Below are 21031 nucleotides of genomic sequence, written 5' to 3' on the forward strand. Positions count from 1 at the left end.
GAGGCGCTGGTGTTGACCCGCACCCGGCCCACCGGAGCCCGGGCGCTGCTGGCCTCACCCTCCACTTCTCGCAGGTCTGCCAGCAGGCGCACGCTGTTTTCATAGAAGCCGCGGCCTTCCGCGGTCAGTTGCAACTGGCGAGTGGAGCGGTTGAGCAAGCGTACGCCCAGGCGTGCTTCAAGCCGCGCCAGCAGCTTGCTCACCGAGGAAGGCGTCACCTGCCTCAACCGCGCAGCGGCCGACAAGCCGCCACACTCCACCACCGCGACAAAGGTTTCCATCTCGGCAAACCGGTTGATCTCGCTGCCCGCCATATGAATTCAACTCACAGATGCTGTTCCGGCCGGCAGTCTATTTCACTCAAAGACCCGACTCTATGCTGGCGATCCCTTTATTCGAGGTATCCAAGATGAGCGTTTCAACTTCCCCGGACCGTCACTTGCTGGTGATCGGCGGCTATGGCGTGGTCGGCACCGCAGTGGTCGAGCTGATGCACCGTACCCCGGGCTGGCAACTGACCACCGCCGCCCGTCGCCGCCCACCGACCAGCCTGCTGGACGGCAGCCCGGCACCGGCGCACATCAGCGCCGACCTGCTGGACGCCGCCGGCACCGCCCGCGCCTTTGCCAGACTGGGCAGCGTCACCGACCTGGTGTTCTGCGCCTACAGCGAGCGGGAAAGCATGGCCGCCACAGTGGCGCCGAACCTGGCGATGCTGGAGCACAGCCTCAAGGCCCTGCGCCAGGCCGGAGCCAGGTTGCGCCAGGTGGTGCTGATCGGTGGCGGCAAATCCTACGGTGAACACCTGGGGTCCTATAAGACGCCAGCCAAGGAAAGCGACCCGCGCTTCATGGGGCCGATCTTCTACAACGATCAGGAAGACCTGTTGTGGCATGAAGCCGAACGCGAGGGTTTTGCCTGGACGGTATTGCGCCCGGACGGGGTCATGGGCCCCAGCCTCAACTCACCGATGAACATCCTCACCGGCATCGCCAGCTTCGCCGCCATCAGCCAGGCACTGAACCTGCCACTGCGTTTTCCCGGCAGCCTGCAGGCCTGGTCGGCGCTGCACCAGGCCACCGATTCCCGGGTGCTGGCCCAGGCCGTGCTCTGGGCCCTGACTTCACCGAATGCACAGCAGCAGGTCTTCAACGTGACCAATGGCGATCACTTTCGCTGGCAGCACCTGTGGCCACAGATCGCCGGGTTCTTCGGCCTTGCCAGCGCCGCGCCGCAACCGATGAACCTGGGGGTGCAGATGGCCGACAAGGCGCCGCTGTGGGCGCGCATTGTCCAGGAGCAGCAACTGCGCCCCACGCCCTGGGAGCAGATCGCCGCCTGGCCCTTCGTCGATGGCTGGCTCAATACCGGCTACGACATGGTGCAAAGCACCATCAAGATCCGCCAGGCCGGCTTTACCGGTTGCATCGACAGCCACCAGAGCGTGCTCGAACAGTTGCAGCGGCTGCGTGATTACCGGCTGATTCCCTGACTCAGGGCTCGCCGACCAGGGGCAGTTGCCGACCGTCAACGGCGTCACCGATGGTCAGGAAATGCCCGCCCGCAACATGGTGCAGGGTACGCAGCCGGTCGTGCCCGTCGAAGTGCCAGCGCCCTTCGCTGAACACCCGGGCATCGGCCTGGGCGGCAATCACTTCGCCAAGGAACAGGTCGTACTGCTGGTGGTTGTGGGGCTCGGGCAGCAGCCGGCATTCCAGCCAGGCCACGCAACCTTCCAGCAGCGGCGCCGCCAGTTGCTCGCCGGCAAAGGCCTGCAGACCGTAGGCGGCGAACTTGTCGCTACCGCCCTGGCTCAGCTCAAGCCCGGAGCTGTTGCCCAGGCTCTGCACGATATCCACCTGGGCCACGCAAGGCACATTGAGCACGAAGGTGCCCGAGGCCTCCAGCAGTTGTCGGGTCCAGGTGGACTTGTCGAGCACCACGGCGACTTTCGGCGGCTCGAAATCCAGGGGCATGGCCCAGGCCGCGGCCATGATGTTGCGCTGCCCGCCATGGGCTGCGCTGACCAGCACCGTTGGGCCGTGGTTGAGCAAGCGGTACGCCTTGTCCAGCGGTACCGGGCGACGAAGATCGGACATGACTGGCTCCTGAAAAAAACTGCGATTGTAGCCCCATCGCGGCCGCCGGCAGGCAAGGTCATTGGCCGGATTTTCTGGATAATCCGTCCAGCCGCCGACGGCTTATCAACAGCGGTGCAGACACTAGACTCAGTCTTCACCCCAATTGTTGAAGGACCCGCGCCATGACCGATCACTCCCTGAACAACAAAGTCGTGCTGATCGCCGGTGGCGTGAAGAACCTCGGCGGCCTGATTGCCCGCGACCTGGCCAGCCACGGTGCCCGGGCGGTGGCCGTGCACTACAACAGCAACGCCAGCCGGGCCGACGCCGAGGCCACGGTGGCGGCACTCAAGGCCCTGGGTGTGGAGGCCCAGGCGTGGCAGGCCGACCTCACCCGCGCCAGTGCCGTGGAGCAGCTGTTCAACGAGGCCAAGGCGCGCTTCGGCAAGATCGACATCGCCATCAACACCGTGGGCAAGGTGCTGAAGAAACCCATCATTGAAATCAGCGAGGACGAGTACGACCAGATGTTCGCGGTCAATGCCAAGAGCGCCTTCTTCTTTATCAAGGAAGCCGGCAAGCACCTGGAGGACAACGGCAAGCTGGTGACCCTGGTGACTTCGCTGCTGGGGGCCTTCACTCCGTTCTATGCCGCCTATGGCGGCTCCAAGGCGCCGGTGGAACACTTCACCCGGGCCGCGGCCAAGGAGTTCGGTGCCCGCGGCATTTCAGTGACTGCCGTCGGCCCCGGGCCCATGGATACCCCATTCTTCTACCCGGCCGAAGGCGCCGACGCCGTGGCGTACCACAAGAGCGCCGCAGCCCTGTCGCCTTCGAGCAAGACCGGGCTCACCGATATCGAGGACGTGGTGCCCTTCATTCGCCACCTGGTCACCGAAGGCTGGTGGATCACTGGCCAGACCTTACTGATCAACGGCGGCTACACCACCAAGTAATCCTGGCGCCCAAGGGGTAAATTGGCCTGCCGAGCCGCAGCATCGATCGCCTCGGCCGATGCTGCGATCCACTGCCGTCAGGCGCCCCCGAACCAGGATCGTTCAAACGATGGATAAGCTTGAGCAATACCGCGTGTTCATCCAGGTGGCCGACATGGGTAGCTTCATCAAGGCTGCCCATGCCCTGGAACTGCCACGGGCCACCGTCTCTTCCGCCGTGCAGCAACTGGAAACCGGCCTCGGCACCCGACTGCTGCACCGCACCACCCGCCACGTGCAGTTGACCGCCGACGGCGCCATTCTGCTGGAACGGGCGCGGCGCCTGCTGGCAGACGCCGCCGAACTCAACCAGTTGTTCCACCACCGCCAGATAGACGTCAGCGGGCGCTTGAACATCGATGTGCCCAGCCGCATCGCCCGGCGCCTGATCGTCCCCGCCCTGCCCCGATGGCTGGCGCAATACCCCGGCCTGCAACTGGCCCTGGGCGCCAGCGATCGCAGCATCGACCTGGTCCAGGAAGGCATCGATTGCGCGATCCGCGTCGGCAGCCTGGCCGACAGCAGCCTGGTCGCCCGCCCCCTGGGGCAACTGGCGCTGATCAACTGCGCCAGCCCCGCCTACCTGGCCGAACAGGGCGAGCCCCACACCCCCCAGGACCTGCAGAACGGCCAGTGGATGGTCGGTTATGCCTCCCCGGACACCGGCCGCGAGCAGCCCTGGGAATACCTGCTGGAAGGTCGCGAGCACCTGCTGGGGCTGCCCAGCCGGGTGATCGTCAACAACGTCGAGAACTACATCGCCTGCTGCCGGCAGGGGCTGGGGCTGATCCAGGTGCCACGCTTCGACGTGCAGCACCTGCTGGACCGTGGCGAGCTGGTGCAGGTGCTCCGTGAACTGCCGGTGGCGCCCATGGATATCTGCGCGCTATACCCCGACCGGCGCCATCGCTCGCGCCGCCTCAACGTGTTCATCGAATGGTTCGCCGAACTGATCAAACCGCACCTGGAGGCTTGCTGAACACCCGCGGATCGTGAGAAGAAAGCGCCTTCACGGATTGAGGCACTGGCACCATGACCCACCTGCACATCAGCGCTCCACACCTCGACGACCTGGATGACCTGCTGGCCTTCGAAGGGGAAAACCGAGCGTTCTTCGAAGCCTCGATCAACGCCCGGCCTGCCACCTACTACTCCCGCGAAGGGGTCGCCGAAGCCATAAACCAGGCGTGCGAGGATGCCGAGGCAGACCGCGGCTATCAGTTCCTGATCCGCGACAACGCAGTGCTGGTGGGGCGCGTCAACCTGCACCGGGTGCAGCGCCCCTACTTCAATTGCGCGGAACTGGGCTACCGGGTCGGCGCCCGCTTCAACGGCCGCGGCATTGCCCGCACTGCGGTGCAGCAGGTGCTGCTGCGCGCCTTCGGCGAACTGCAACTGAGCCGCATCGAAGCCAATGCGCGGCCGCAGAACACCGGTTCGGTGCGGGTGCTGGAAGCCTGCGGCTTCTCTTGCTACGGCCATTCGCGGCGCAGCTTCCTGTTGCACGGCGAGTGGTTCGACCGCTTGCACTACGAGTGCCATGGGCCTGCGCCACGCTAGCAACCCGGGCGTGCGCCCCCAAGGCGCACGCCCACGCCCTCAGGCCGACAGCTGGTTGGCGAACTGGCCGACCGCGCTGACCACTTTCTGCGCACCGTCCTGAATCTCGACGATGACCGTGCCGGCCTCCGCTGCCAGGGTCAGGCCCTGCTCCGCCTGCTGCCGGCCCTCGGCCATCAGCTCCACCGCCGAGCGGGCCATGTCCTGGTTCTGGCGCACCACGCCGACGATCTCGTCGGTGGCGTTGCTGGTGCGCGAGGCCAGTTGCCGGACCTCATCGGCGACCACCGCAAAACCCCGCCCCTGTTCACCGGCCCGGGCCGCTTCGATGGCCGCATTGAGGGCCAGCAGGTTGGTCTGTTCGGCAATCCCGCTGATGGTCTTGACGATGCTCGCTATCACCAGGGACTGCTCGTTCAGAGCTTCGATGCCGTCCCCGGCCTGCTGCATGCAGGTAGCCAGGTCACGCATCACGTCCAGGGTCTCGGTGACCACCGCCGAGCCGCGCTGGGCGCTGGTGTCGGTCTGTCGGGAGATGCTGTAGGCGATGTCCGCCGCCTCGGCCACCCGTTGTTCCTGGTTCACCTGATCGGTGATCAGGATGGCGAATTTCACCACCTTGTAGAGCTGGCCACTGGCGTCCAGCACCGGGTTGTAGGACGCGTCGAGCCACACCACCCGGCCCTGGCTGTCGATGCGCTTGAACCGCTGGGCGATGTATTCGCCGGCGTTCAACCGTGCCCAGAACTCCTGGTAGCCGGGCCCTTCGTATTCCTGCGGTTCACAGAACAGGCGGTGGTTCTGGCCCTGGACCTCATCCAGCCGGTAGCCCATGCAGGCGAGAAACCGCGAGTTGGCCGTCAGCACCCGGCCTTGCAGGTCGAACTCGATCACCGCAGAGGAGCGCAGCAGCGCCGCCATCAGGTTTTCATGCTCGCAGGCACTTTCCACCGAAGCGCTCTGGTCGGTGCAGATCAGGTTGTAATGATCGAGCCGCCCGGCGCCATCGCGGATCGGCTGCACGCAGACCTGCAGCCAGGCCTCGCGGCCGCCTCCGCGTTGCAGGCGCAATTGGCCGGTGTAGCTTTCGTTGCGCCCCAGGGCCGCCTTGAATTCGCGATACAACGGCACAGCCTGCGGGTGGCGCGAGATGATGCTCTCCAGGGCCACGCCGGCCAGTGGCTGGCCATCGAGTTCCAGGGCCTGGATGAAGTTCTGGTTGGCCCGGCGGATGGCCCCCTCGCCATCGAGTTCGAGATTGAGCACCTGGCTTTCCAGGCAGGCCTTGAATTGCTGCAGAGCGTTCAGCTCGTCGCTCAGGGTGGCAAGTTGCTGCTTCAAACGTTTGTTGAACATGGATACACCGACAGACTAGGAGTGGATACAACAACCCCTAGCCATCGGCGCAGTTTGGGCTTTCTCCAAGCCCCGCAGCGCTTTCCAGACACTTCCTACAAGCCTCTAGGAAATTTCTTGGTTTTTCTTGGGCGCAGCCGTCGCCCGGGGCCCTATCGGTCAGGCCCGAGTGTCTCAGCGTGGGAAATGAATGGCGCCAAGGGCGCCGGGGCTGGCCGATGCCGCCCTGAATTCCACAGTGCCCCGTGGCGGGAGCACTGTGCTGGGGAGCAATCAGGAGGACAGTTGGTTGGCGAACTGGCCGACCGCGCTGACCACCTTCTGCGCGCCGTCCTGGATCTCGACGATCACGGTGCCGGCTTCCGCCGCCAGGGCCAGCCCCTGCTCGGCCTGCAGCTTGCCTTCGGCCATCAGTTCCACGGCTTCGCGGGCCATGTCCTGGTTCTGGCGCACCACGCCGACGATTTCCTCGGTGGCCTTGCTGGTGCGCGAGGCCAGTTGCCGGACTTCATCGGCCACCACCGCGAAACCACGCCCCTGCTCACCGGCCCGGGCCGCCTCGATGGCCGCGTTGAGTGCCAGCAGGTTGGTCTGTTCGGCAATCCCGCTGATGGTCTTGACGATGCTGCCGATCACCAGGGATTGCTCGTTGAGGGCGCCAATGCCTTCGCCGGCCTCCTGCATGTGCTTGGCCAGATCGCGCATCACGTTCACCGCCTCGGTAACCACCGTGGTGCCGCGCTGGGCGCTGTTGTCGGTCTGCAGCGAGGTGTTGTAGGCAATGCTCGCCGCCTCGGCCACGGCCAGTTCCTGGTTTACCTGGTCGGTGATCACGGTGGCGAACTTCACCACTTTGTAGAGTTTGTTGTTGGCGTCCATGACCGGGTTGTAGGAAGCCTCCAGCCAGACCACCCGGCCATGAGCGTCGATGCGCTTGAAGCGCTCGGCGATGAACTCCCCGGCGTTCAGGCGTTTCCAGAAGGCCTGGTAGGCCTGGCTGTTGTACTCCTCCGGCTCGCAGAAGATGCGGTGATGCTTGCCCTGAATCTGCGCCAGGCTGTAGCCCATGCTGGAAAGGAAGCGGTCATTGGCCGTCAGCACGTTGCCGTTGAGGTCGAACTCGATCAGCGCGGTAGAACGCATCAGCGCGCCAATCAGGTTCTCGTGCTCCCGAGAGGCCTCGATGGTGCGGGTCAGGTCGCTGGAGAAGATCGCGAAATACTTGATCCGCCCCTCGGAGTCGCGAACCGGCTGGGAGATGGAACGCAGCCAGGCTTCCTGGCCATTGCCGCGCAGCAGCCGCACCGCCCCGGCAAAGTGTTCGCCCCGGGTCAGGGTCGCCTTGAACCGCAGGTGAAACTCATCATGCTTGACGTGTTCCGGGACGATGTCCTCCAGGGCCCGGCCCACCAGATCGCCAGTCTTGTAGAGCATTTCCTGGGCGAAATTGTGATTGACCGACTGAATCCGTCCATCGGCGCTCAGGTTGATGACGAGCATCTCGCTTTCAAGGCTCTCCTTCACTTGCTGAAGGCTCGAAAGTTCTTCGCGTAGAGTCGACAACTCCTGCTTCAAGCGTTTATTGAACATGAGGATGTACCGGGGGGGGCTGAAAAAGTGGACTGCTTTGGGCCTAACATCGGCCCTGAAAGATTTTTCTTAATAGCCATTAAGGCTTGTCTGACAAAAATAATTCCGCAGCCAGCAAGGCCGCGGAATTCGGGCCCGCAGCCGGGGATTTCGCGCAACCAAGGAGCGCGTATAGTCGGCGACGGGAAATTCCAGGGCGATCGACGGAGTTGGACTATGGATGCATCACGCAAGGCACTTTTCCAGCAGGCCGCAGCACAGGTCGGACACAGTTTCGAAGGCGAGATGCGCATTGGCGGCAATTACGTGCCGGCGGTGCGCAATGGCGATGAGGTGTATGTCAGCGGGCAGATCCCGCGTATCGACAATACCGTGATGGTGGTTGGCCGGGTCGGTGCCGAAACCTCCCTGGAGCAGGCCCGGCACGGGGCGCAGATCTGCACCCTGCGGGCCCTGGCGATCCTCGAGCAGATGCTCGGCGACCTGCAGCGGATCAAGCGCATCCTGCGGATCAACGTCTATGTACAGAGCGCGGCGGACTTCACCCAGCAGAGCGAAGTGGCAGACGGCGCCTCCGCAGTCCTCTATTCGATCTTTGCCGACGCCGGCGTACACACCCGGACCTCGGTGGGGGTCTATCAATTGCCCAAGAATGCCTCGGTGGAAGTGGACATGATCGTCGCCCTGCACCCCGGCTCCGGCAACGACTGAGTACAGCCACGCTGGCCGGGCCCACCCCTGCGGGCCCGGCACAGCAGCGCCGGCGGCCCATCAACTGCCGTTGTTGCGGCACTGGCCCATGACCTGGTACTCGATGGTCTTGAGCTGGCCGGCGGAATCCTCATACGTCATGCGCGAAGGCACCACCTCGCAGGACTTGATCGGCGGGGTCACGTTGACCACCTTGGCGACATCCAGCTTCATGCCGTAGCGGTACGCCTGCACCACCGGCGCCGGCTTGCCCTGGTTCGCCGCATAGCGCTCCATGGCCTTCTGGTTTTCCACCATGGCCCGGGCGAACGTACGGTCGCCTCCCCCTTCGGCCTGCGCCAGGGAAGCCAGGCTCAACAGCAGCGCGGCGAGACTCAGGTTGATTGCTTTCATCACAGTTTCCTCGTCCAGTTGACGCCAGCGAGGATAAGCAACCGACCCTGTCAGGATGATCGCGGGCAGATTACTTATCTGTAATGGGCGCTGCCGACAGCCCGCCCTACCCGGGATAACCCCCGGCCCGTCGGGGTTTTGGCCCGGGCCCTGGACGGCTTTCTTGCACAATTGTAATGACCGGGTCACCCCGCCGTTATCTGCCGTTTGCAACTATCGACAGCGACTGGGCAGGCGTTGCGACGCCTGCCGGTCGAGCCCAATAAGAACGCCTCTGGCGATATAAAAGTTGATAGCTGCCAACACTCAGGAGCGACCCCCATGCGTATCAATCCCCCCTTGTCCCTGTCCGTGCTCGCTGCGGTACTGGGGCTCAGCCCTATGGCGGCAGTGGCCGCCGAGGAACGGCCCGAAGGCTTTGTCGAAGGCAGCCGCCTCGACCTGCTGCTGCGCAACTTCTACTTCAACCGCGACGACCGCAAGGGCCAGTCCAGCCCCACCGGCAACGGCTATTCCGAAGCCTGGGCCCAGGGCCTGATCGGCCAGTTCGAATCCGGCTTCACCCAGGGCACGGTGGGCTTTGGCCTCGATGCCTTTGCCATGTACGGCCTCAAGCTCGACTCTGGCACCGGCCGCAGCGGCGGCGGTGGCTCCTTCGGCATGCTGCCGCTGAACCACGACAACCGGCCCGCCGACAGCTACGGCAAGGCTGGGGGTGCGGTGAAAATGCGAGCCCTGGATACCGTGGTGAAAGTCGGCGATGTGTTTCCCAAGACCCCCGTGGTGCACTACGGCGACTCCCGCCTGCTGCCGGAAAGCTTTCGCGGGGTGACCCTGGAGAACACCAGCATCGACGGCCTCAACCTGCAGGGCGGCCGCCTGCATGCCATGAGCCAGCCCGACAGCAGTGGCATGCGCGATGGCTTCGCCACCTTCTACGCCGGCAAGGTGGACTCGCCCTGGGTCGGCTACTTCGGCGGCGACTACCGGCTCAACTCCAATCTCAACTTCAGCCTCTACAGCAGCCGCCTGAAGGACGCCTGGGACCAGTACTACTTCGGCGTCGCGGGCAACTACCCGCTGTCCGACCAACTGAGCCTGTTCAGCGGCTTCAACTATTACAAGGCCGTCGATGAGGGCAAGAAGCTCCTGGGCGAGCTCGACAACAACATCTGGAGCGCCAAGGTCGGCGCCACCTACGGCGCCCACACCCTGGCCCTGTCGCATCAGCGCAACAACGGCAACGACGACTTCGACTACCTGCGCCAGTCGGACTCGATCTTCCTCGACAACTCGATCCAGTACAGCGACTTCAACTCGCCCAAGGAACGCTCGTGGATGGTCCGCTACGACCTCGACATGCAGCCCCTGGGCATTCCCGGCCTGTCGTTCATGACCCGCTACGCCCGCGGCAGCGGCGCCGACTACAGCCACGCCAACTCGGTGTACATGCGCCGCGATGCGGCAGGTGACCCACTGACCGACCAGCGCCGCTGGGAGCGGGATATCGAAGCCAAGTACGTGTTCCAGGGCGGCAGCCTCAAGGATCTGTCCCTGCGCATCCGCCAGGCGACCATCCGTTCCAGCCAGTTCGAATCCGACCTGGAAGAGTTTCGCCTGATCGTCGAGTACCCCCTGGCCCTGCTCTAGAGAGCGGCTCCGGGCAGGCGCCAGGCCTGCCCGGTGTTAAAACTTCTTCACAGACTCATGCCTTTCAGAACTGTAATATCGGCCTCACCTTCTCGTTAGGTTGGCCTTCATATACTCCCGGACACACTGGCAGCCACCGTGTTTTTCACGGCCGCCCAACGTGTCAGGAGAAGCTCATGCGCCCAACCCAACTGTTATTGATCGGCCTACTGGCCACAACCAGCTCCGCCACCTGGGCCGCTGATGGCAGCGAACGCCCACAGCAGGTCCGCGAAGCTTTCCTGGCCAGCCAGGAACAGATCCACGGCGACGCCAACCAGGAAACAGCCGCCACCGGCAGCACCGGCAAAGCCCCTCGCGATGCTTCTGCGCCCACCACGGCCGAAGAAGACATCTGACAGCGATTGCCTACCGAGCACATTCATCTCTTGAAGCGTTTTTTCTGATGCTCCTTTGGAAAGAGATGAATTTTTAGCGCCCCCTTGGGGCGCTTTTTTTTTGCCTGGCACACCTGCGCGGTCCCCCATGAAAACCATCCCCTCAGGAGTTGGCCTGCCGGCGAAAGCGCCCACGAGATCGCCTTCGCCGGCAAGCCGGCTCCTACAGTGTGTCGGTTCGATTCTGAGCGGTGGGCCGGTGGCTCCCCCGTAGGAGCTGGCTTGCCAGCGAAGGCGTCCGTAAGGTCACCTTCGCTGGCAAGCGATCAGTCTTCTTCCCTGCGATGCGCCCATTGGTACAGGGCAGGCAGCACCAGCAAGGTGAGGATGGTGGAGGACAGGATGCCGCCAATCACTACCGTGGCCAGGGGCCGTTGCACTTCGGCGCCGGTGCCGGTGGCCAGGGCCATGGGGATGAAGCCCAGGGAGGCCACCAGGGCGGTCATCAGTACCGGGCGCAGTCGGGTCAGGGCGCCTTCATGAATCGCCAGGGACAACGAGCGCCCTTCCTCTCGCAGGTTGCGGATAAAGGCAATCATCACCAGGCCGTTGAGCACGGCGACCCCGGACAAGGCAATGAAGCCCACCCCCGCCGAGATCGACAGCGGTATGTCCCGCAGCCACAGGGCCATGATCCCGCCGGTCAGGGCGAAGGGAATCCCGGTGAACACCAGCAGGCCATCCTTGAGGTTGTTGAACATCATGAACAGCAGCCCGAACACCAGCAGCAAGGCCACCGGTACCACCACCTGCAGGCGCTGGGAGGCTTCCTGCAATTGTTCGAACTGACCGCCCCACGTCGTCCAGTAGCCGGCCGGGACTTTGACCTTCTCGGCAATCAGGCCCGTGGCCTCTTCGACGAAGGAGCCGATATCCCGCCCGCGCACGTTGGCGCTGACGATCACCAGGCGCTTGCCGTTTTCCCGGCTGACCTGATTGGGGCCCAGCACCAGATCGAGGCTGGCCACTTCCGACAGGGCGATGAAGCCGATCTGCCCGTTGGCCGTGCCCGCCGTCGCCGGTATGGGAATCAGCAGCCGGGACAGGCCGTCGATATCGGTGCGCAGTTGATCGGACAGGCGCACCACCATATCGAAGCGCCGGTCGCCTTCGTACAGGGTGCCGGCCTGGCGCCCGCCCACCGCAACGGCGATGGTGTCTTGCACGTCCCCCACGTTGAGGCCGAAACGTGCGGCCTTGTCGCGATCGATATTGATGGTCAGCACCGGCAGCCCCGAGGTCTGCTCGACCTTGACTTCCGAGGCGCCAGGCAAGCTCTGCAAGGCCGTGGCAATTTGCGTAGCGGTCTTGTTCAGCACCGCCATGTCATCGCCAAACACCTTCACCGCAACATCGCTGCGCACCCCGGAAATCAGCTCGTTGAAGCGCAGCTGGATCGGCTGCGACAGCTCGTAGGCGCTGCCCGGCACCAGGGCACTGGCACGCTGGATATCAGCGATCAGCGCCTCCCGCGACTTGTTCGGGTCCGGCCACTGGGCCTTGGGCTTGAGCATCAGGTAGCTGTCGGAAATATTCGGCGGCATCGGGTCCGAGGCGATCTCCGCGGTGCCGGTGCGGGCGAACACCCGCTCGATCTCCGGCACTTGCGCCAGCAGGGTTTTCTCCAGGCGCTGCTGCATGTCCACCGACTGAGTGAGGCTGGTGCCGGGCACCCGCAGGGCCTGCTGGGCAAAGTCGCCTTCGCTGAGGCTGGGGATGAATTCACTGCCCATGCGGCTGGCCAGCAGCGCACTGCCAGCGAGGATCAAGCCGGCCAGGGCGAAGGTCAGGCCACGCCGGGCCATCACCCAGTCCAGCACCGGGGCGTAGCCGCGCTTGGCGCTGCGCATCAGCAGGTTTTCCTCTTCCTTGACCTTGCCGGTGACGAACAGCGCGATGGCTGCCGGAACGAAGGTCACCGAGAGAATCATCGCCCCCAGCAACGCCATGACCACAGTGAAGGCCATGGGGTGGAACATTTTCCCGGCCACCCCGGTAAGGGCAAAGATCGGCAGGTACACCACCATGATGATCAACTGGCCGAAGATCAGCGCGCGCCGGGCTTCCTTGGCCGCGGCAAAGACTTCATGCAGCCGTTCGGAGCGGGTCAGCATGCGCCCGTGGTGCTGCTGGGCATGGGCCAGGCGGCGGATGGCGTTCTCGACGATGACCACCGCGCCGTCGACGATAATGCCGAAGTCCAGGGCACCGAGGCTCATCAGGTTGGCGCTGACCTTGTTGCTGAACATGCCGGTGAAGGTGAACAGCATGGACAGCGGGATCACCAGGGCGGTGATCAGCGCCGCGCGGATATTGCCCAGGAACAGGAACAGAATCACGATCACCAGCAGCGCGCCCTCGAAGAGGTTCTTCTTCACCGTGGCGATGGCCTTTTCCACCAGGTTGGTGCGGTCGTACACCGTGACCGCCACCACGCCTTCGGGCAGCGAGCGGTTGATCTCCTCAAGTTTCTTCGCCACCGCCTGGGACACGGTACGGCTGTTCTCGCCGATCAGCATGAACACGGTGCCCAGCACCACTTCCCGGCCATTCTCGGTGGCCGCGCCGGTGCGCAACTCGCGGCCGATCTGCACGTCGGCCACGTTGCGCACGCGGATCGGCGTGCCGTCGCTGCTGCTGATGACGATGTTGGCGATGTCCTCGATGGACGCCAGTTGCCCCGGCGCGCGGATCAGCAACTGCTCGCCGCTGCGCTCGATGTAGCCGGCGCCGACGTTGGCGTTGTTGCGCTCCAGGGCCGTCACCAGGTCGCTCAGGGTCAGCTTGTAGGCCGCCAGGCGCTTGGGGTCCGGGGCAATCTGGTACTCCTTGGCAAAGCCGCCGATGGTGTTGATCTCGGCCACGCCCTGCACGTTGCGCAGTTGCGGCTTGATGATCCAGTCCTGGATCACCCGCAGGTCGGTGGGGGTGTAGGGCGTACCGTCCTCCTTGCGGGCGCCCTCCTCGGCCTCCACGGTCCACAGGAAGATCTCCCCGAGCCCGGTGGAAATCGGCCCCATCACCGCCTCCACACCGTCGGGCAATTGCTCGCGAGCCACTTGCAGGCGCTCGTTGACCAGTTGGCGGGCGAAGAACAGGTCGGTGCCGTCCTTGAAGATCACGGTTACCTGGGACAACCCCGAGCGCGACAGCGACCGGCTCTGCTGCAACCCCGGCAGGCCGGCCATGGCCGTCTCGATGGGAAAAGTGATGCGCTGTTCGGTTTCCAGGGGCGAGAACCCCGGCGCCGCGGAGTTGATCTGCACCTGGACGTTGGTGATGTCCGGCACCGCGTCGATCGGCAGCTTCTGGTAGCTGGCGATGCCGACGCCGGCCATCAGCAGCACCGCCAGCAGGACGATGATGCGCTGCTCGATGGCGAATTGAATGATGCGTTCAAACATGGGAAGTCACTCTCTGATGAGGCCGATCAATGGCCGTGGTCGGCCGCGCCCTTGCCCAGTTCGGACTTAAGGGTAAAGCTGCCGCGGGCGGCTACCTGGGCCCCGGCTTCGAGGCCCTCGCGGATCTCGACAAAACCGTCCTGGCTGGCCCCGGTGACCACAGGCGTGGCCTGGAACCCCTCGGCCACGCGGACGAACACCGAGGGCCGGTCTTCCACGGTCTGGATCGCCGTCTGCGGCACGCTGACCGGTGCGTCGAAGGCTTCGGTGGCCACCTGTACCGAGACGAACAGCCCCGGGCGCCAGGCGTCATTGGGGTTGGCCAGGGTCACCCGCACCGTGGCGGTGCGGGTCTGTTCCCCCAGCAGGCTGCCGACGTAGGCCACCTGGCCCTGGACCTGGGTCCCCAGCTCACTGGAGCTGACCTGCACCGGCTGGCCGACCCGGACCTTGTCCAGGTCCTTGGGAAACACGCCGAAGGTGGCCCAGACCCGGGACAGGTCCGAGAGGGTGAACGCGGCGCTGGTTTCGCCCACCACTTCGCCCACGCTCAGGTGTTTTTCCACCACCACACCGTCGAACGGCGCGCGCATTTCATAGCGGTTGCCGCCCACCAACTGGGCGCTGCCGCTCAGGGCATTCATCTTCTGCCGGGCATTGTTGAGGGCGATTTCCGCCTCTTGCAGGGCCTGGCGTGCCAGCAGGTAATCCTGCTCGGCGGAGATCTGGTCGACCCACAACTGGCGCTCGCGCTGGAAGGTGGTACGGGCCAGTTCCACCCGCCGCCCGGCGGCGGCCAGCTCGCTGCGCTGGTCGGAGATCTGCTGGCTGGCGATCACCGCCAGCAGTTCGCCGCGCTTGACCGCCTGGCCGAGGTTGACCTGTACCGACTCCACCACACCGGCGGCCCGGGGCACGATGTGCGAGGTACGGTCCTCGTCGAAGCGGATCTCTCCCGGCAGGCTGAGTACCCGGTTGAGGCGCCGCGGACCGGCTGCGGCCAGCTCGATGCCGGCGGCCTGGATCTGTTCCGGGCTGAGTTCCAGATGGCCCTCGGGCTCCTGGGCGCCGTGCCCGGCCTCCTCGGCCTGGGGCACCGTTACCGGGCTGGCGAACAGGCCCGGCAGCAGCAAGGCCGCCAGCCCGAGGCCGACCACTGCCGTGCTGGCCAGAACAAGGCTGCGTTTTTTATCCATGGGGACTCCTGAATCGATCGAGGGTCGGTAGCGCCAGGCGCTGCCTTACGGGGTAGAGGGAAACAGCCATTGACCAATGGCCCGATGCAGCTCATGCACGCACCAATGCGCGGGTGGGTCTTCGGGGGCTGTCGGGGGTGCGCCACTGCAGTCGCTCACCAGCAACGCGGCAAGGCACGCCAGGCCCATCAGCCAGGGTTTCACCAACGGCTGAGGTCGCCGTAGATGCGCTCGATCCGTACCCAGGCATCGGTGGTTTGCGCCACCGCGGCGAGGTACTGGGTACGCGCGCCGATCAGGGTGCGTTGAGCATCGAGAACGTCGAGAAAGCTGAACTTGCCCATCTCGAAGCCCTGGGTGGCGCTGTCCACCGCACGCTGGGCGGCGGGCAGGATGGTCTGGTTGAAGGACTGCACCTCGCCCCGGGCGGTGTTCCACTGTTCCAGGGCCTGGCGGGTTTCGGTACGCAAGCGCAATTCGGTGGCGTTGCGCAGGTCCCGGGCTTGGTCGGCGCGGCGGGCGGCGGACAGCACGTTGCCCTGGTTGCGATTGAACAGCGGCAAAGGCATCGACAGCCCTACCAGGTTGACCCGCTCCCGGGCGCTGGCGTCGTACTGGCTGCCCACGCTGACGTCCAGGTCGGGAATGCGCTGGGCCTTCTCCAGCCCCAGGGACGCCTCGCGCTGCACCACTTCCTGCTCCGCCAGGCGCAGTTCGGTGGTTTCCGGCAGGCGGCCAAGCAACTGTGCCGGGGCCGGCAGCGCCGCCAGTGCCTGGGGCTGCTCCTGCACCCCGGCAAAGTCGCTGGTGGCCGCGCCAGTGACCATGGCCAGGCGTCGGTAGGCATTGTCCTGCTCCATCTGCCCCCGGTTCAGTTCCAGGCGCACCTCGGCCAGTTGCACCTGGGCCCGGGTGGCTTCCACCGGCGAGGCCTTGCCGGCGTTGACCCGGCCCTGGGCTACCGCCACGCCCCGTTCGGCCAGGGCCAGGGAGCGCCCGGCCAGTTGGGTGCGTTCCTGGGCCCGCAGCGCCGTGTAATAGGCATCCAGAACATCCGCACGCAACTGGTTGCGACGCCGCTCCAGCTCCAGGGCCGCCAGCTCCTGACCGCGACTGGCCACGTCGATCCGTGCTCCGCGCTTACCCCCCAGCTCCAGGGCCTGGCTGAGCTTGACCGAAGTGGTGCGCGAATCCCGGCGGGTGTCCTCAGCGTCCACCGACAGCACCGGGTTGGGGATGAGCCCGGCCTGCTGGCGGGCGCCCTGGGCGATGTCGATCTCCCAGCGTGCGGCGGCCAGTTCAGGGTTGTTGGCAAAGGCTCGAGCCAGGGCGCTGTCCAGGCTCAACAGCGGTTGCTCGACGGCGCTTGCAGATTGGCTCGCCAGGGCCAGCAACAGGGTCAGGACGCAGGTGCGTGCTGCCCGGGCAGATATTCTCGGGAAAGTCGGCATAACAAGTTCCGGCCCCTATGGAGGCAAAGTGTCTGCGAAGTTGCAGCGCACCATATCGACGCTTATCCACAGGAGTTCCGGCCGATATGAAACTGCAGCAGTTCGCCCATTGACAGGGAGAGTTTCAAGTTCGGCCAACTGTAACTTTCAGTGCTTATCAGCAGGGTGGCGCAAAGATTACAAATCCGTTAGCAAAGGCTCTGGCTCAAGGTTCTGTATTAACATCCGGCTATTCGAAGTGAACATCAAGAGCACTTTTCAAGTGCCAGCAAGCGAACTTTAAAGAACACGAATACGGCACGGGGCCGCACAACTTTCGAGCATTGGCCCGCTGATTATTCGCGTCTTTTCGTTACTGTCCCCCACCTGCCGAGAACCTCATTTTCATGCGTATTCTGGTCATCGAAGACGAACCCAAGACCGCTGACTACCTGCATCAGGGGCTGACTGAAAGTGGCTACGTGGTGGATTGCGCCAACAACGGCGCGGACGGCCTGCACCTGACTCGCCAGCATGCGTACGACCTGGTGATCCTCGACATCAACCTGCCGCACATCGACGGCTGGGGCGTGCTCGGGCAGATCCGCCAGGACAGCAGCACCCGGGTGATGATGCTCACCGCCCAGGGCCGGCTGGCGGACAAGATCCGTGGCCTGGACCTGGGCGCCGACGACTACCTGGTCAAGCCGTTCCAGTTTCCGGAATTGCTGGCCCGGGTCCGCACCCTGATGCGCCGCAGCGAACAGGCGCCGGTGCCGGATGTGCTGCGGGTCGCCGACCTGGAGCTGGACCAGGGCCGGCACCGGGCCTTTCGCGGCAAGCAGCGCATCGACCTGACCACCAAGGAGTTCGCCCTGCTGCACCTGCTGATGCGCCAGAGCGGCGTGGTGCTGTCGCGGACCCAGATCATTTCCTTTGTCTGGGACATGAATTTCGACTGTGACACCAATGTGGTGGAAGTCTCGATCCGCCGCCTGCGGGCCAAGATCGACGACCCTTTCGAACGCAAGCTGATCCACACCCTGCGCGGTGTGGGTTATGTCCTTGAAGAACGCGACTGAGGCGCGGCCGTGTTCGCCGGCAAGCCGGCTCCTGCACAAGACGCAAGCGCGGCTCCCTCAATGTTCATGCACCTGCTCATGAAACCCTGCCTGCTCCACCTGCAAGGTGACGTGGGCAATGTCGAAGCGCTCCTGTAGCAGCTCGGTGACCTCGGCCAGGATCGCCTGTTCATCCCGCCCTTGCAGGTGCGCCACCAGATGCGCGCTAAGCACGTTCTTGCCGCTGGTCAGGGCCCAGATATGCAGGTCGTGCACGTCGCTGATCCCCGGCACCTGGCGTATGGCCTGCTCCACCTGGTCGATGTCGACCCCGTCCGGCACCCCTTGCAGCAGCACGTTCATGCTCTCCTTGAGCAGGGTCCAGGTCCGAGGCAACACCCACAGGCCGATGGCCGCGGCCACCAGGGAATCGACCCAGCCCCAACCGGTGAACATGATCACCAGCGCGGCGATGATCACCCCCAGTGAACCGAGCATGTCGCTCCATACCTCCAGGTATGCACCCTTGACGTTGAGGCTCTGGCTGCTGCCGGAGGCCAGCAGGCCCATGGAGATCAGGTTGACGATCAGCCCCAGCACCGCGATCACCAGCATTCCCGTGGACTGGATCTCGGCCGGTGCCTGCAGGCGTTGCCAGGCCTCGAACAGAATGTAGAACGCCACCACGAACAGCAGCAGGGCGTTGAACGCCGCGGCGAGGATCTCGAAGCGCGCATAACCGAACGTACGCTTGCGGTCCGCCGGGCGCTTGGCGACCTGGATCGCCACCAGGGAGATGGCCAGCGCCAGGGTATCGGTGAGCATGTGCGCGGCATCCGACAGCAGCGCCAGGCTGCCGGTGACAAAGGCCCCGATGACCTCGGCGAGCATGAAGCTGCCGGTCAGCCCCAGGGCCATCCACAACTTGCGTTCATGCCCAGCCCGTACCTGGCCGTGACTGTGTCCTGCGCCCATGAAAGATCCTCGGTTGGCTGGTAAAGCGTGGCTCTGATGATAGTTCGATTGGCCAGGTGCCCAGGGCTTGATAAGCGAATTGTCATCTGCCGGTTATCCGCCGGTTATCCAGGTCAGACCCATAGTTAGCCGGCTAACGAATGCACCAAAAGTGCGCATAAGCCCTCTGCGACGGGCGCCTCGGGTATGCTCCCGAAAAAGTGAAACAAAACGTAACAGATAAAAATAGCCGATTGAGGAGTCCCGCCTTGGATGTATCGACTGCCGCCTGGATGGTCCACGACACCCGCCTGATCATCTGCTGCCTGGTGGCCATCGCCAGCATCATTGTGCTGATCAGCGCCACCAAACTGCCGCCGTTCCTGTCGATCCTGATCGGCACCTTCATTGCCGGGGTGGGCGCAGGCCTGCCGCCGGAGGAAGTGGCCAAGGCCTTCAGCAAGGGCGCCGGGGCGATTCTCGGCGAGGCCGGGATCATCATTGCCCTGGGCTCGATGCTCGGCGCATTGATGGCCGAGTCCGGCGCCGCCGACCGCATCGCCTCGACCTTGCTGGGCCTGGGCAAGGGCAAGTCGTTGCCCTGGGTCATGGCCCTGGTGGCGATGGTCATCGGCCTGCCGCTGTTCTTCGAAGTGGGGCTGGTGATGATGGTGCCGATCATTTTCGTCATGGCCCGCCGCTCGGGCCTGCCGCTGCTGAAAATCGCCATTCCGGCCCTGGCCGGGATGACCACCCTGCACGCGCTGATGCCCCCGCACCCGGGCCCGCTGATTGCCGTCAGCGCCCTGCACGCCGACCTCGGCCTGACCATGCTGCTGGGCTTGTGCCTGGCCGTGCCGGCGGTGATCCTGGCCGGCCCGCTGTATGGCAACTGGTTGTCCAAGCGCCTGCAGGTCAGCGAACCGGCGGAGCTCGGCGCGCTGTTCAGTGCTGCGCCCAAGGCCCCGCGCCAGCCGGGCTTCGGCGTGTCGCTGCTGATCATTGTGCTGCCGGTGCTGCTGATGCTCGGCAGCACCCTGGCCAAGGTCGCCATGAGCCCGGAGAACACCCTGGCCCTGACCCTGAAGTTTCTCGGCGAACCCCTGATCGCCCTGGGCCTGGCGGTGATCGCCGCGGTGATCTGCCTGGGCTGGGCCAACGGCATGGCTCGGGACCAGGTGGGCAACACCCTGCGCAAAAGCCTGGCACCGATTGCCGTGCTGCTGCTGACCATTGGCGCCGGCGGCGGGCTCAAACAGACGCTGCTGGATGCCGGGGTCAGCCAGACCATCAGCAAGGTGGCCGAAGGCGCGCACCTGCCCTATATCCTCCTGGCGTGGCTGATCGCCGTGGCCCTGCGCCAGGCCACCGGCTCGGCTACCGTGGCCACCACCACGACCGCCGGCATCCTGGCGCCGATGATGGCCGGTCTGGCCGCCACCCAAAGCTCCCTGGTGGCGCTGGCCATCGGCGCCGGCTCGGTGTTCTTCTGCCACGTGAACGACGCCGGGTTCTGGATGGTGCGCGAGTATTTCGGCCTGCAACTCAAGCAGACACTCTGGGTCTGGTCGGTGCTGCAGACCATTGTTTCCGTGGTCGGGCTGGTGGGGACGCTGCTGCTCTGGCACTGGTTGCAATAACCGCTGGCCGTGGTGGGCAGGCCAGCCCTTCTGCATTGGGAACAGCGCTGTAGAATGCCCGCTTCATTCTCAGCGCAAGGGACCGACATGCCTTATCAGCCCTGGATCTTTGGCCTCGTCATCGCCGTAATTGCAGGCGCCGCTGGTTGGGCGCCTGCCCAGGCCGCAGCGCTGGATTGCGAGCACATCAGCGTCAGCGAACAGGTCGACCGCTGCGCCCAGCAGGACAAGGAGCGGGCCGACGCCGCACTCAACCAGAGCTATCAGGCGCTGCTGGTCCGGGTGCACAACCTGTACCCCAGCAGCCTGCTGCAAGAACAGGAATACCTCGGCAAATTGAAGAACGCCCAACGCGCCTGGATCAAATACCGCGACAGCACCTGCGTGCTGGAGGCCTTCGAAGTGGAACCGGGCAAGCCGGCCCATGTGACCCTGATCAACCTCTGCGTGACCCGCCTGAGCACCGAACGCACCCGCTATCTGGAACAACTGCTGCCCGAATGACAGCAGGCCCGGGGGCCTCTTCGCCGGCAAGCCGGAGCACCTGCAGGAGCGGGCTTGCCCGCGAAAGCG

At 64.7% G+C, this 21031-nt stretch carries 19 protein-coding genes and 2 pseudogenes; 10 read left to right on the forward strand and 11 right to left on the reverse strand.

Going from position 1 to position 21031, the window contains the following annotated elements:
• On the reverse strand, positions 1 to 314 hold a 314-nt coding region (locus tag F6S12_RS19645; RefSeq protein WP_315869232.1), incomplete at its 3' end, for a LysR family transcriptional regulator.
• A gap of 95 nt (positions 315 to 409) precedes the next feature.
• Here F6S12_RS19645 and F6S12_RS19650 point away from each other — a divergent pair.
• A complete protein-coding gene (locus F6S12_RS19650) occupies positions 410 to 1492 on the forward strand; it encodes an SDR family oxidoreductase (protein WP_315869233.1) in 1083 nt (360 codons plus the stop codon).
• Position 1493: 1 nt separating this feature from the next.
• Here the strand turns inward: F6S12_RS19650 and F6S12_RS19655 are convergent, their stop codons facing one another.
• Positions 1494 to 2099: a flavin reductase family protein gene (locus F6S12_RS19655; RefSeq protein WP_011063450.1), complete on the reverse strand. Its 606-nt coding sequence runs from the start codon at positions 2097 to 2099 to the stop codon at positions 1494 to 1496.
• A 164-nt stretch (positions 2100 to 2263) separates the two neighbouring features.
• Between F6S12_RS19655 and F6S12_RS19660 the strand changes: the two genes are divergently transcribed.
• From F6S12_RS19660 to F6S12_RS19670, 3 genes are all read left to right on the forward strand, one after another.
• Entirely contained in the window at positions 2264 to 3037 is a 774-nt protein-coding gene (locus F6S12_RS19660; RefSeq protein WP_015637019.1) for an SDR family oxidoreductase, read from the forward strand.
• A gap of 109 nt (positions 3038 to 3146) precedes the next feature.
• Positions 3147 to 4055 (forward strand): LysR family transcriptional regulator, encoded by a 909-nt coding sequence (locus F6S12_RS19665; RefSeq protein ID WP_019093558.1) that lies wholly within the window; start codon positions 3147 to 3149, stop codon positions 4053 to 4055.
• 53 nt (positions 4056 to 4108) lie between these two features.
• Positions 4109 to 4636: a GNAT family N-acetyltransferase gene (locus F6S12_RS19670; RefSeq protein WP_015637021.1), complete on the forward strand. Its 528-nt coding sequence runs from the start codon at positions 4109 to 4111 to the stop codon at positions 4634 to 4636.
• A gap of 39 nt (positions 4637 to 4675) precedes the next feature.
• On the opposite strand, the gene F6S12_RS33860 is transcribed toward F6S12_RS19670, so the two are convergent.
• From F6S12_RS33860 to F6S12_RS33875, 4 genes and pseudogenes are all read right to left on the reverse strand, one after another.
• Positions 4676 to 5221 carry a methyl-accepting chemotaxis protein gene (locus F6S12_RS33860; protein WP_370059450.1) on the reverse strand — a complete coding sequence of 182 codons (546 nt, stop codon included), beginning with the start codon at positions 5219 to 5221 and terminating at the stop codon, positions 4676 to 4678.
• Positions 5216 to 5992, reverse strand: a pseudogene (locus F6S12_RS33865) (PAS domain-containing protein); the annotation flags it as partial. The gene F6S12_RS33860 and the pseudogene F6S12_RS33865, both read right to left, overlap by 6 nt.
• Positions 5993 to 6265: 273 nt before the next feature.
• On the reverse strand, positions 6266 to 6826 hold the full coding sequence (locus F6S12_RS33870; protein ID WP_256656579.1) for a methyl-accepting chemotaxis protein: 561 nt from the start codon (positions 6824 to 6826) through the stop codon (positions 6266 to 6268).
• Positions 6812 to 7582: pseudogene (locus tag F6S12_RS33875) on the reverse strand (PAS domain-containing protein); the annotation flags it as partial. The pseudogene F6S12_RS33875 and the gene F6S12_RS33870, both read right to left, overlap by 15 nt.
• A gap of 216 nt (positions 7583 to 7798) precedes the next feature.
• Between F6S12_RS33875 and F6S12_RS19685 the strand changes: the two are divergent.
• Positions 7799 to 8293, forward strand: coding sequence for a RidA family protein (locus F6S12_RS19685; protein WP_011063456.1), 495 nt, complete (start codon positions 7799 to 7801; stop codon positions 8291 to 8293).
• Positions 8294 to 8353: 60 nt separating this feature from the next.
• Here the strand turns inward: F6S12_RS19685 and F6S12_RS19690 are convergent, their stop codons facing one another.
• Complete coding sequence (locus tag F6S12_RS19690) at positions 8354 to 8686, reverse strand: DUF2790 domain-containing protein (RefSeq protein ID WP_015637022.1); 333 nt, start codon at positions 8684 to 8686, stop codon at positions 8354 to 8356.
• A 321-nt stretch (positions 8687 to 9007) separates the two neighbouring features.
• Here F6S12_RS19690 and F6S12_RS19695 point away from each other — a divergent pair, with 321 nt between their 5' ends.
• Both F6S12_RS19695 and F6S12_RS19700 read left to right on the forward strand, forming a co-directional pair.
• Positions 9008 to 10336: an OprD family porin gene (locus tag F6S12_RS19695; protein WP_015637023.1), complete on the forward strand. Its 1329-nt coding sequence runs from the start codon at positions 9008 to 9010 to the stop codon at positions 10334 to 10336.
• A gap of 176 nt (positions 10337 to 10512) precedes the next feature.
• The gene (locus F6S12_RS19700) at positions 10513 to 10734 is read left to right on the forward strand and encodes a hypothetical protein (protein WP_011063459.1); all 222 of its coding nucleotides are present in this window, start codon (positions 10513 to 10515) and stop codon (positions 10732 to 10734) included.
• A gap of 305 nt (positions 10735 to 11039) precedes the next feature.
• Here the strand turns inward: F6S12_RS19700 and F6S12_RS19705 are convergent, their stop codons facing one another.
• The 3 genes from F6S12_RS19705 to F6S12_RS19715 form a co-directional block, all read right to left on the reverse strand.
• Positions 11040 to 14177 (reverse strand): CusA/CzcA family heavy metal efflux RND transporter, encoded by a 3138-nt coding sequence (locus F6S12_RS19705; protein ID WP_011063460.1) that lies wholly within the window; start codon positions 14175 to 14177, stop codon positions 11040 to 11042.
• Positions 14178 to 14203: 26 nt separating this feature from the next.
• The gene (locus tag F6S12_RS19710) at positions 14204 to 15373 is read right to left on the reverse strand and encodes an efflux RND transporter periplasmic adaptor subunit (protein ID WP_019093561.1); all 1170 of its coding nucleotides are present in this window, start codon (positions 15371 to 15373) and stop codon (positions 14204 to 14206) included.
• Positions 15374 to 15573: 200 nt separating this feature from the next.
• The gene (locus tag F6S12_RS19715) at positions 15574 to 16824 is read right to left on the reverse strand and encodes a TolC family protein (protein WP_011063462.1); all 1251 of its coding nucleotides are present in this window, start codon (positions 16822 to 16824) and stop codon (positions 15574 to 15576) included.
• A gap of 386 nt (positions 16825 to 17210) precedes the next feature.
• On the opposite strand from F6S12_RS19715, the gene F6S12_RS19720 reads away from it, so the two are divergent.
• Positions 17211 to 17885, forward strand: coding sequence for a heavy metal response regulator transcription factor (locus tag F6S12_RS19720; RefSeq protein WP_011063463.1), 675 nt, complete (start codon positions 17211 to 17213; stop codon positions 17883 to 17885).
• A gap of 57 nt (positions 17886 to 17942) precedes the next feature.
• On the opposite strand, the gene F6S12_RS19725 is transcribed toward F6S12_RS19720, so the two are convergent.
• Positions 17943 to 18839, reverse strand: a complete 897-nt coding sequence (locus F6S12_RS19725; protein WP_015637028.1) for a cation diffusion facilitator family transporter — start codon at positions 18837 to 18839, stop codon at positions 17943 to 17945.
• A 248-nt stretch (positions 18840 to 19087) separates the two neighbouring features.
• Here F6S12_RS19725 and F6S12_RS19730 point away from each other — a divergent pair, with 248 nt between their 5' ends.
• On the forward strand, positions 19088 to 20458 hold the full coding sequence (locus F6S12_RS19730) for a gluconate:H+ symporter (protein WP_011063465.1): 1371 nt from the start codon (positions 19088 to 19090) through the stop codon (positions 20456 to 20458).
• Between the two features lie 87 nt (positions 20459 to 20545).
• A complete protein-coding gene (locus tag F6S12_RS19735; protein WP_015637031.1) occupies positions 20546 to 20962 on the forward strand; it encodes a lysozyme inhibitor LprI family protein in 417 nt (138 codons plus the stop codon).
• Positions 20963 to 21031: the final 69 nt, after the last annotated feature.

Source organism: Pseudomonas sp. JV245A (assembly GCF_032424515.1).
Lineage (GTDB): Bacteria > Pseudomonadota > Gammaproteobacteria > Pseudomonadales > Pseudomonadaceae > Aquipseudomonas > Aquipseudomonas protegens.

Excerpts from the sequence above, each read along its gene's own strand:
- F6S12_RS19650 (WP_315869233.1), top strand. The coding sequence starts at position 410 with ATGAGCGTTTCAACTTCCCCGGACCGTCACTTGCTGGTGATCGGCGGC.
- F6S12_RS19655 (WP_011063450.1), bottom strand. The coding sequence starts at position 2,099 with ATGTCCGATCTTCGTCGCCCGGTACCGCTGGACAAGGCGTACCGCTTG.
- F6S12_RS19660 (WP_015637019.1), top strand. The coding sequence starts at position 2,264 with ATGACCGATCACTCCCTGAACAACAAAGTCGTGCTGATCGCCGGTGGC.
- F6S12_RS19665 (WP_019093558.1), top strand. The coding sequence starts at position 3,147 with ATGGATAAGCTTGAGCAATACCGCGTGTTCATCCAGGTGGCCGACATG.
- F6S12_RS19670 (WP_015637021.1), top strand. The coding sequence starts at position 4,109 with ATGACCCACCTGCACATCAGCGCTCCACACCTCGACGACCTGGATGAC.
- F6S12_RS19685 (WP_011063456.1), top strand. The coding sequence starts at position 7,799 with ATGGATGCATCACGCAAGGCACTTTTCCAGCAGGCCGCAGCACAGGTC.
- F6S12_RS19690 (WP_015637022.1), bottom strand. The coding sequence starts at position 8,686 with ATGAAAGCAATCAACCTGAGTCTCGCCGCGCTGCTGTTGAGCCTGGCT.
- F6S12_RS19695 (WP_015637023.1), top strand. The coding sequence starts at position 9,008 with ATGCGTATCAATCCCCCCTTGTCCCTGTCCGTGCTCGCTGCGGTACTG.
- F6S12_RS19700 (WP_011063459.1), top strand. The coding sequence starts at position 10,513 with ATGCGCCCAACCCAACTGTTATTGATCGGCCTACTGGCCACAACCAGC.
- F6S12_RS19705 (WP_011063460.1), bottom strand. The coding sequence starts at position 14,177 with ATGTTTGAACGCATCATTCAATTCGCCATCGAGCAGCGCATCATCGTC.
- F6S12_RS19710 (WP_019093561.1), bottom strand. The coding sequence starts at position 15,373 with ATGGATAAAAAACGCAGCCTTGTTCTGGCCAGCACGGCAGTGGTCGGC.
- F6S12_RS19715 (WP_011063462.1), bottom strand. The coding sequence starts at position 16,824 with ATGCCGACTTTCCCGAGAATATCTGCCCGGGCAGCACGCACCTGCGTC.
- F6S12_RS19720 (WP_011063463.1), top strand. The coding sequence starts at position 17,211 with ATGCGTATTCTGGTCATCGAAGACGAACCCAAGACCGCTGACTACCTG.
- F6S12_RS19725 (WP_015637028.1), bottom strand. The coding sequence starts at position 18,839 with ATGGGCGCAGGACACAGTCACGGCCAGGTACGGGCTGGGCATGAACGC.
- F6S12_RS19735 (WP_015637031.1), top strand. The coding sequence starts at position 20,546 with ATGCCTTATCAGCCCTGGATCTTTGGCCTCGTCATCGCCGTAATTGCA.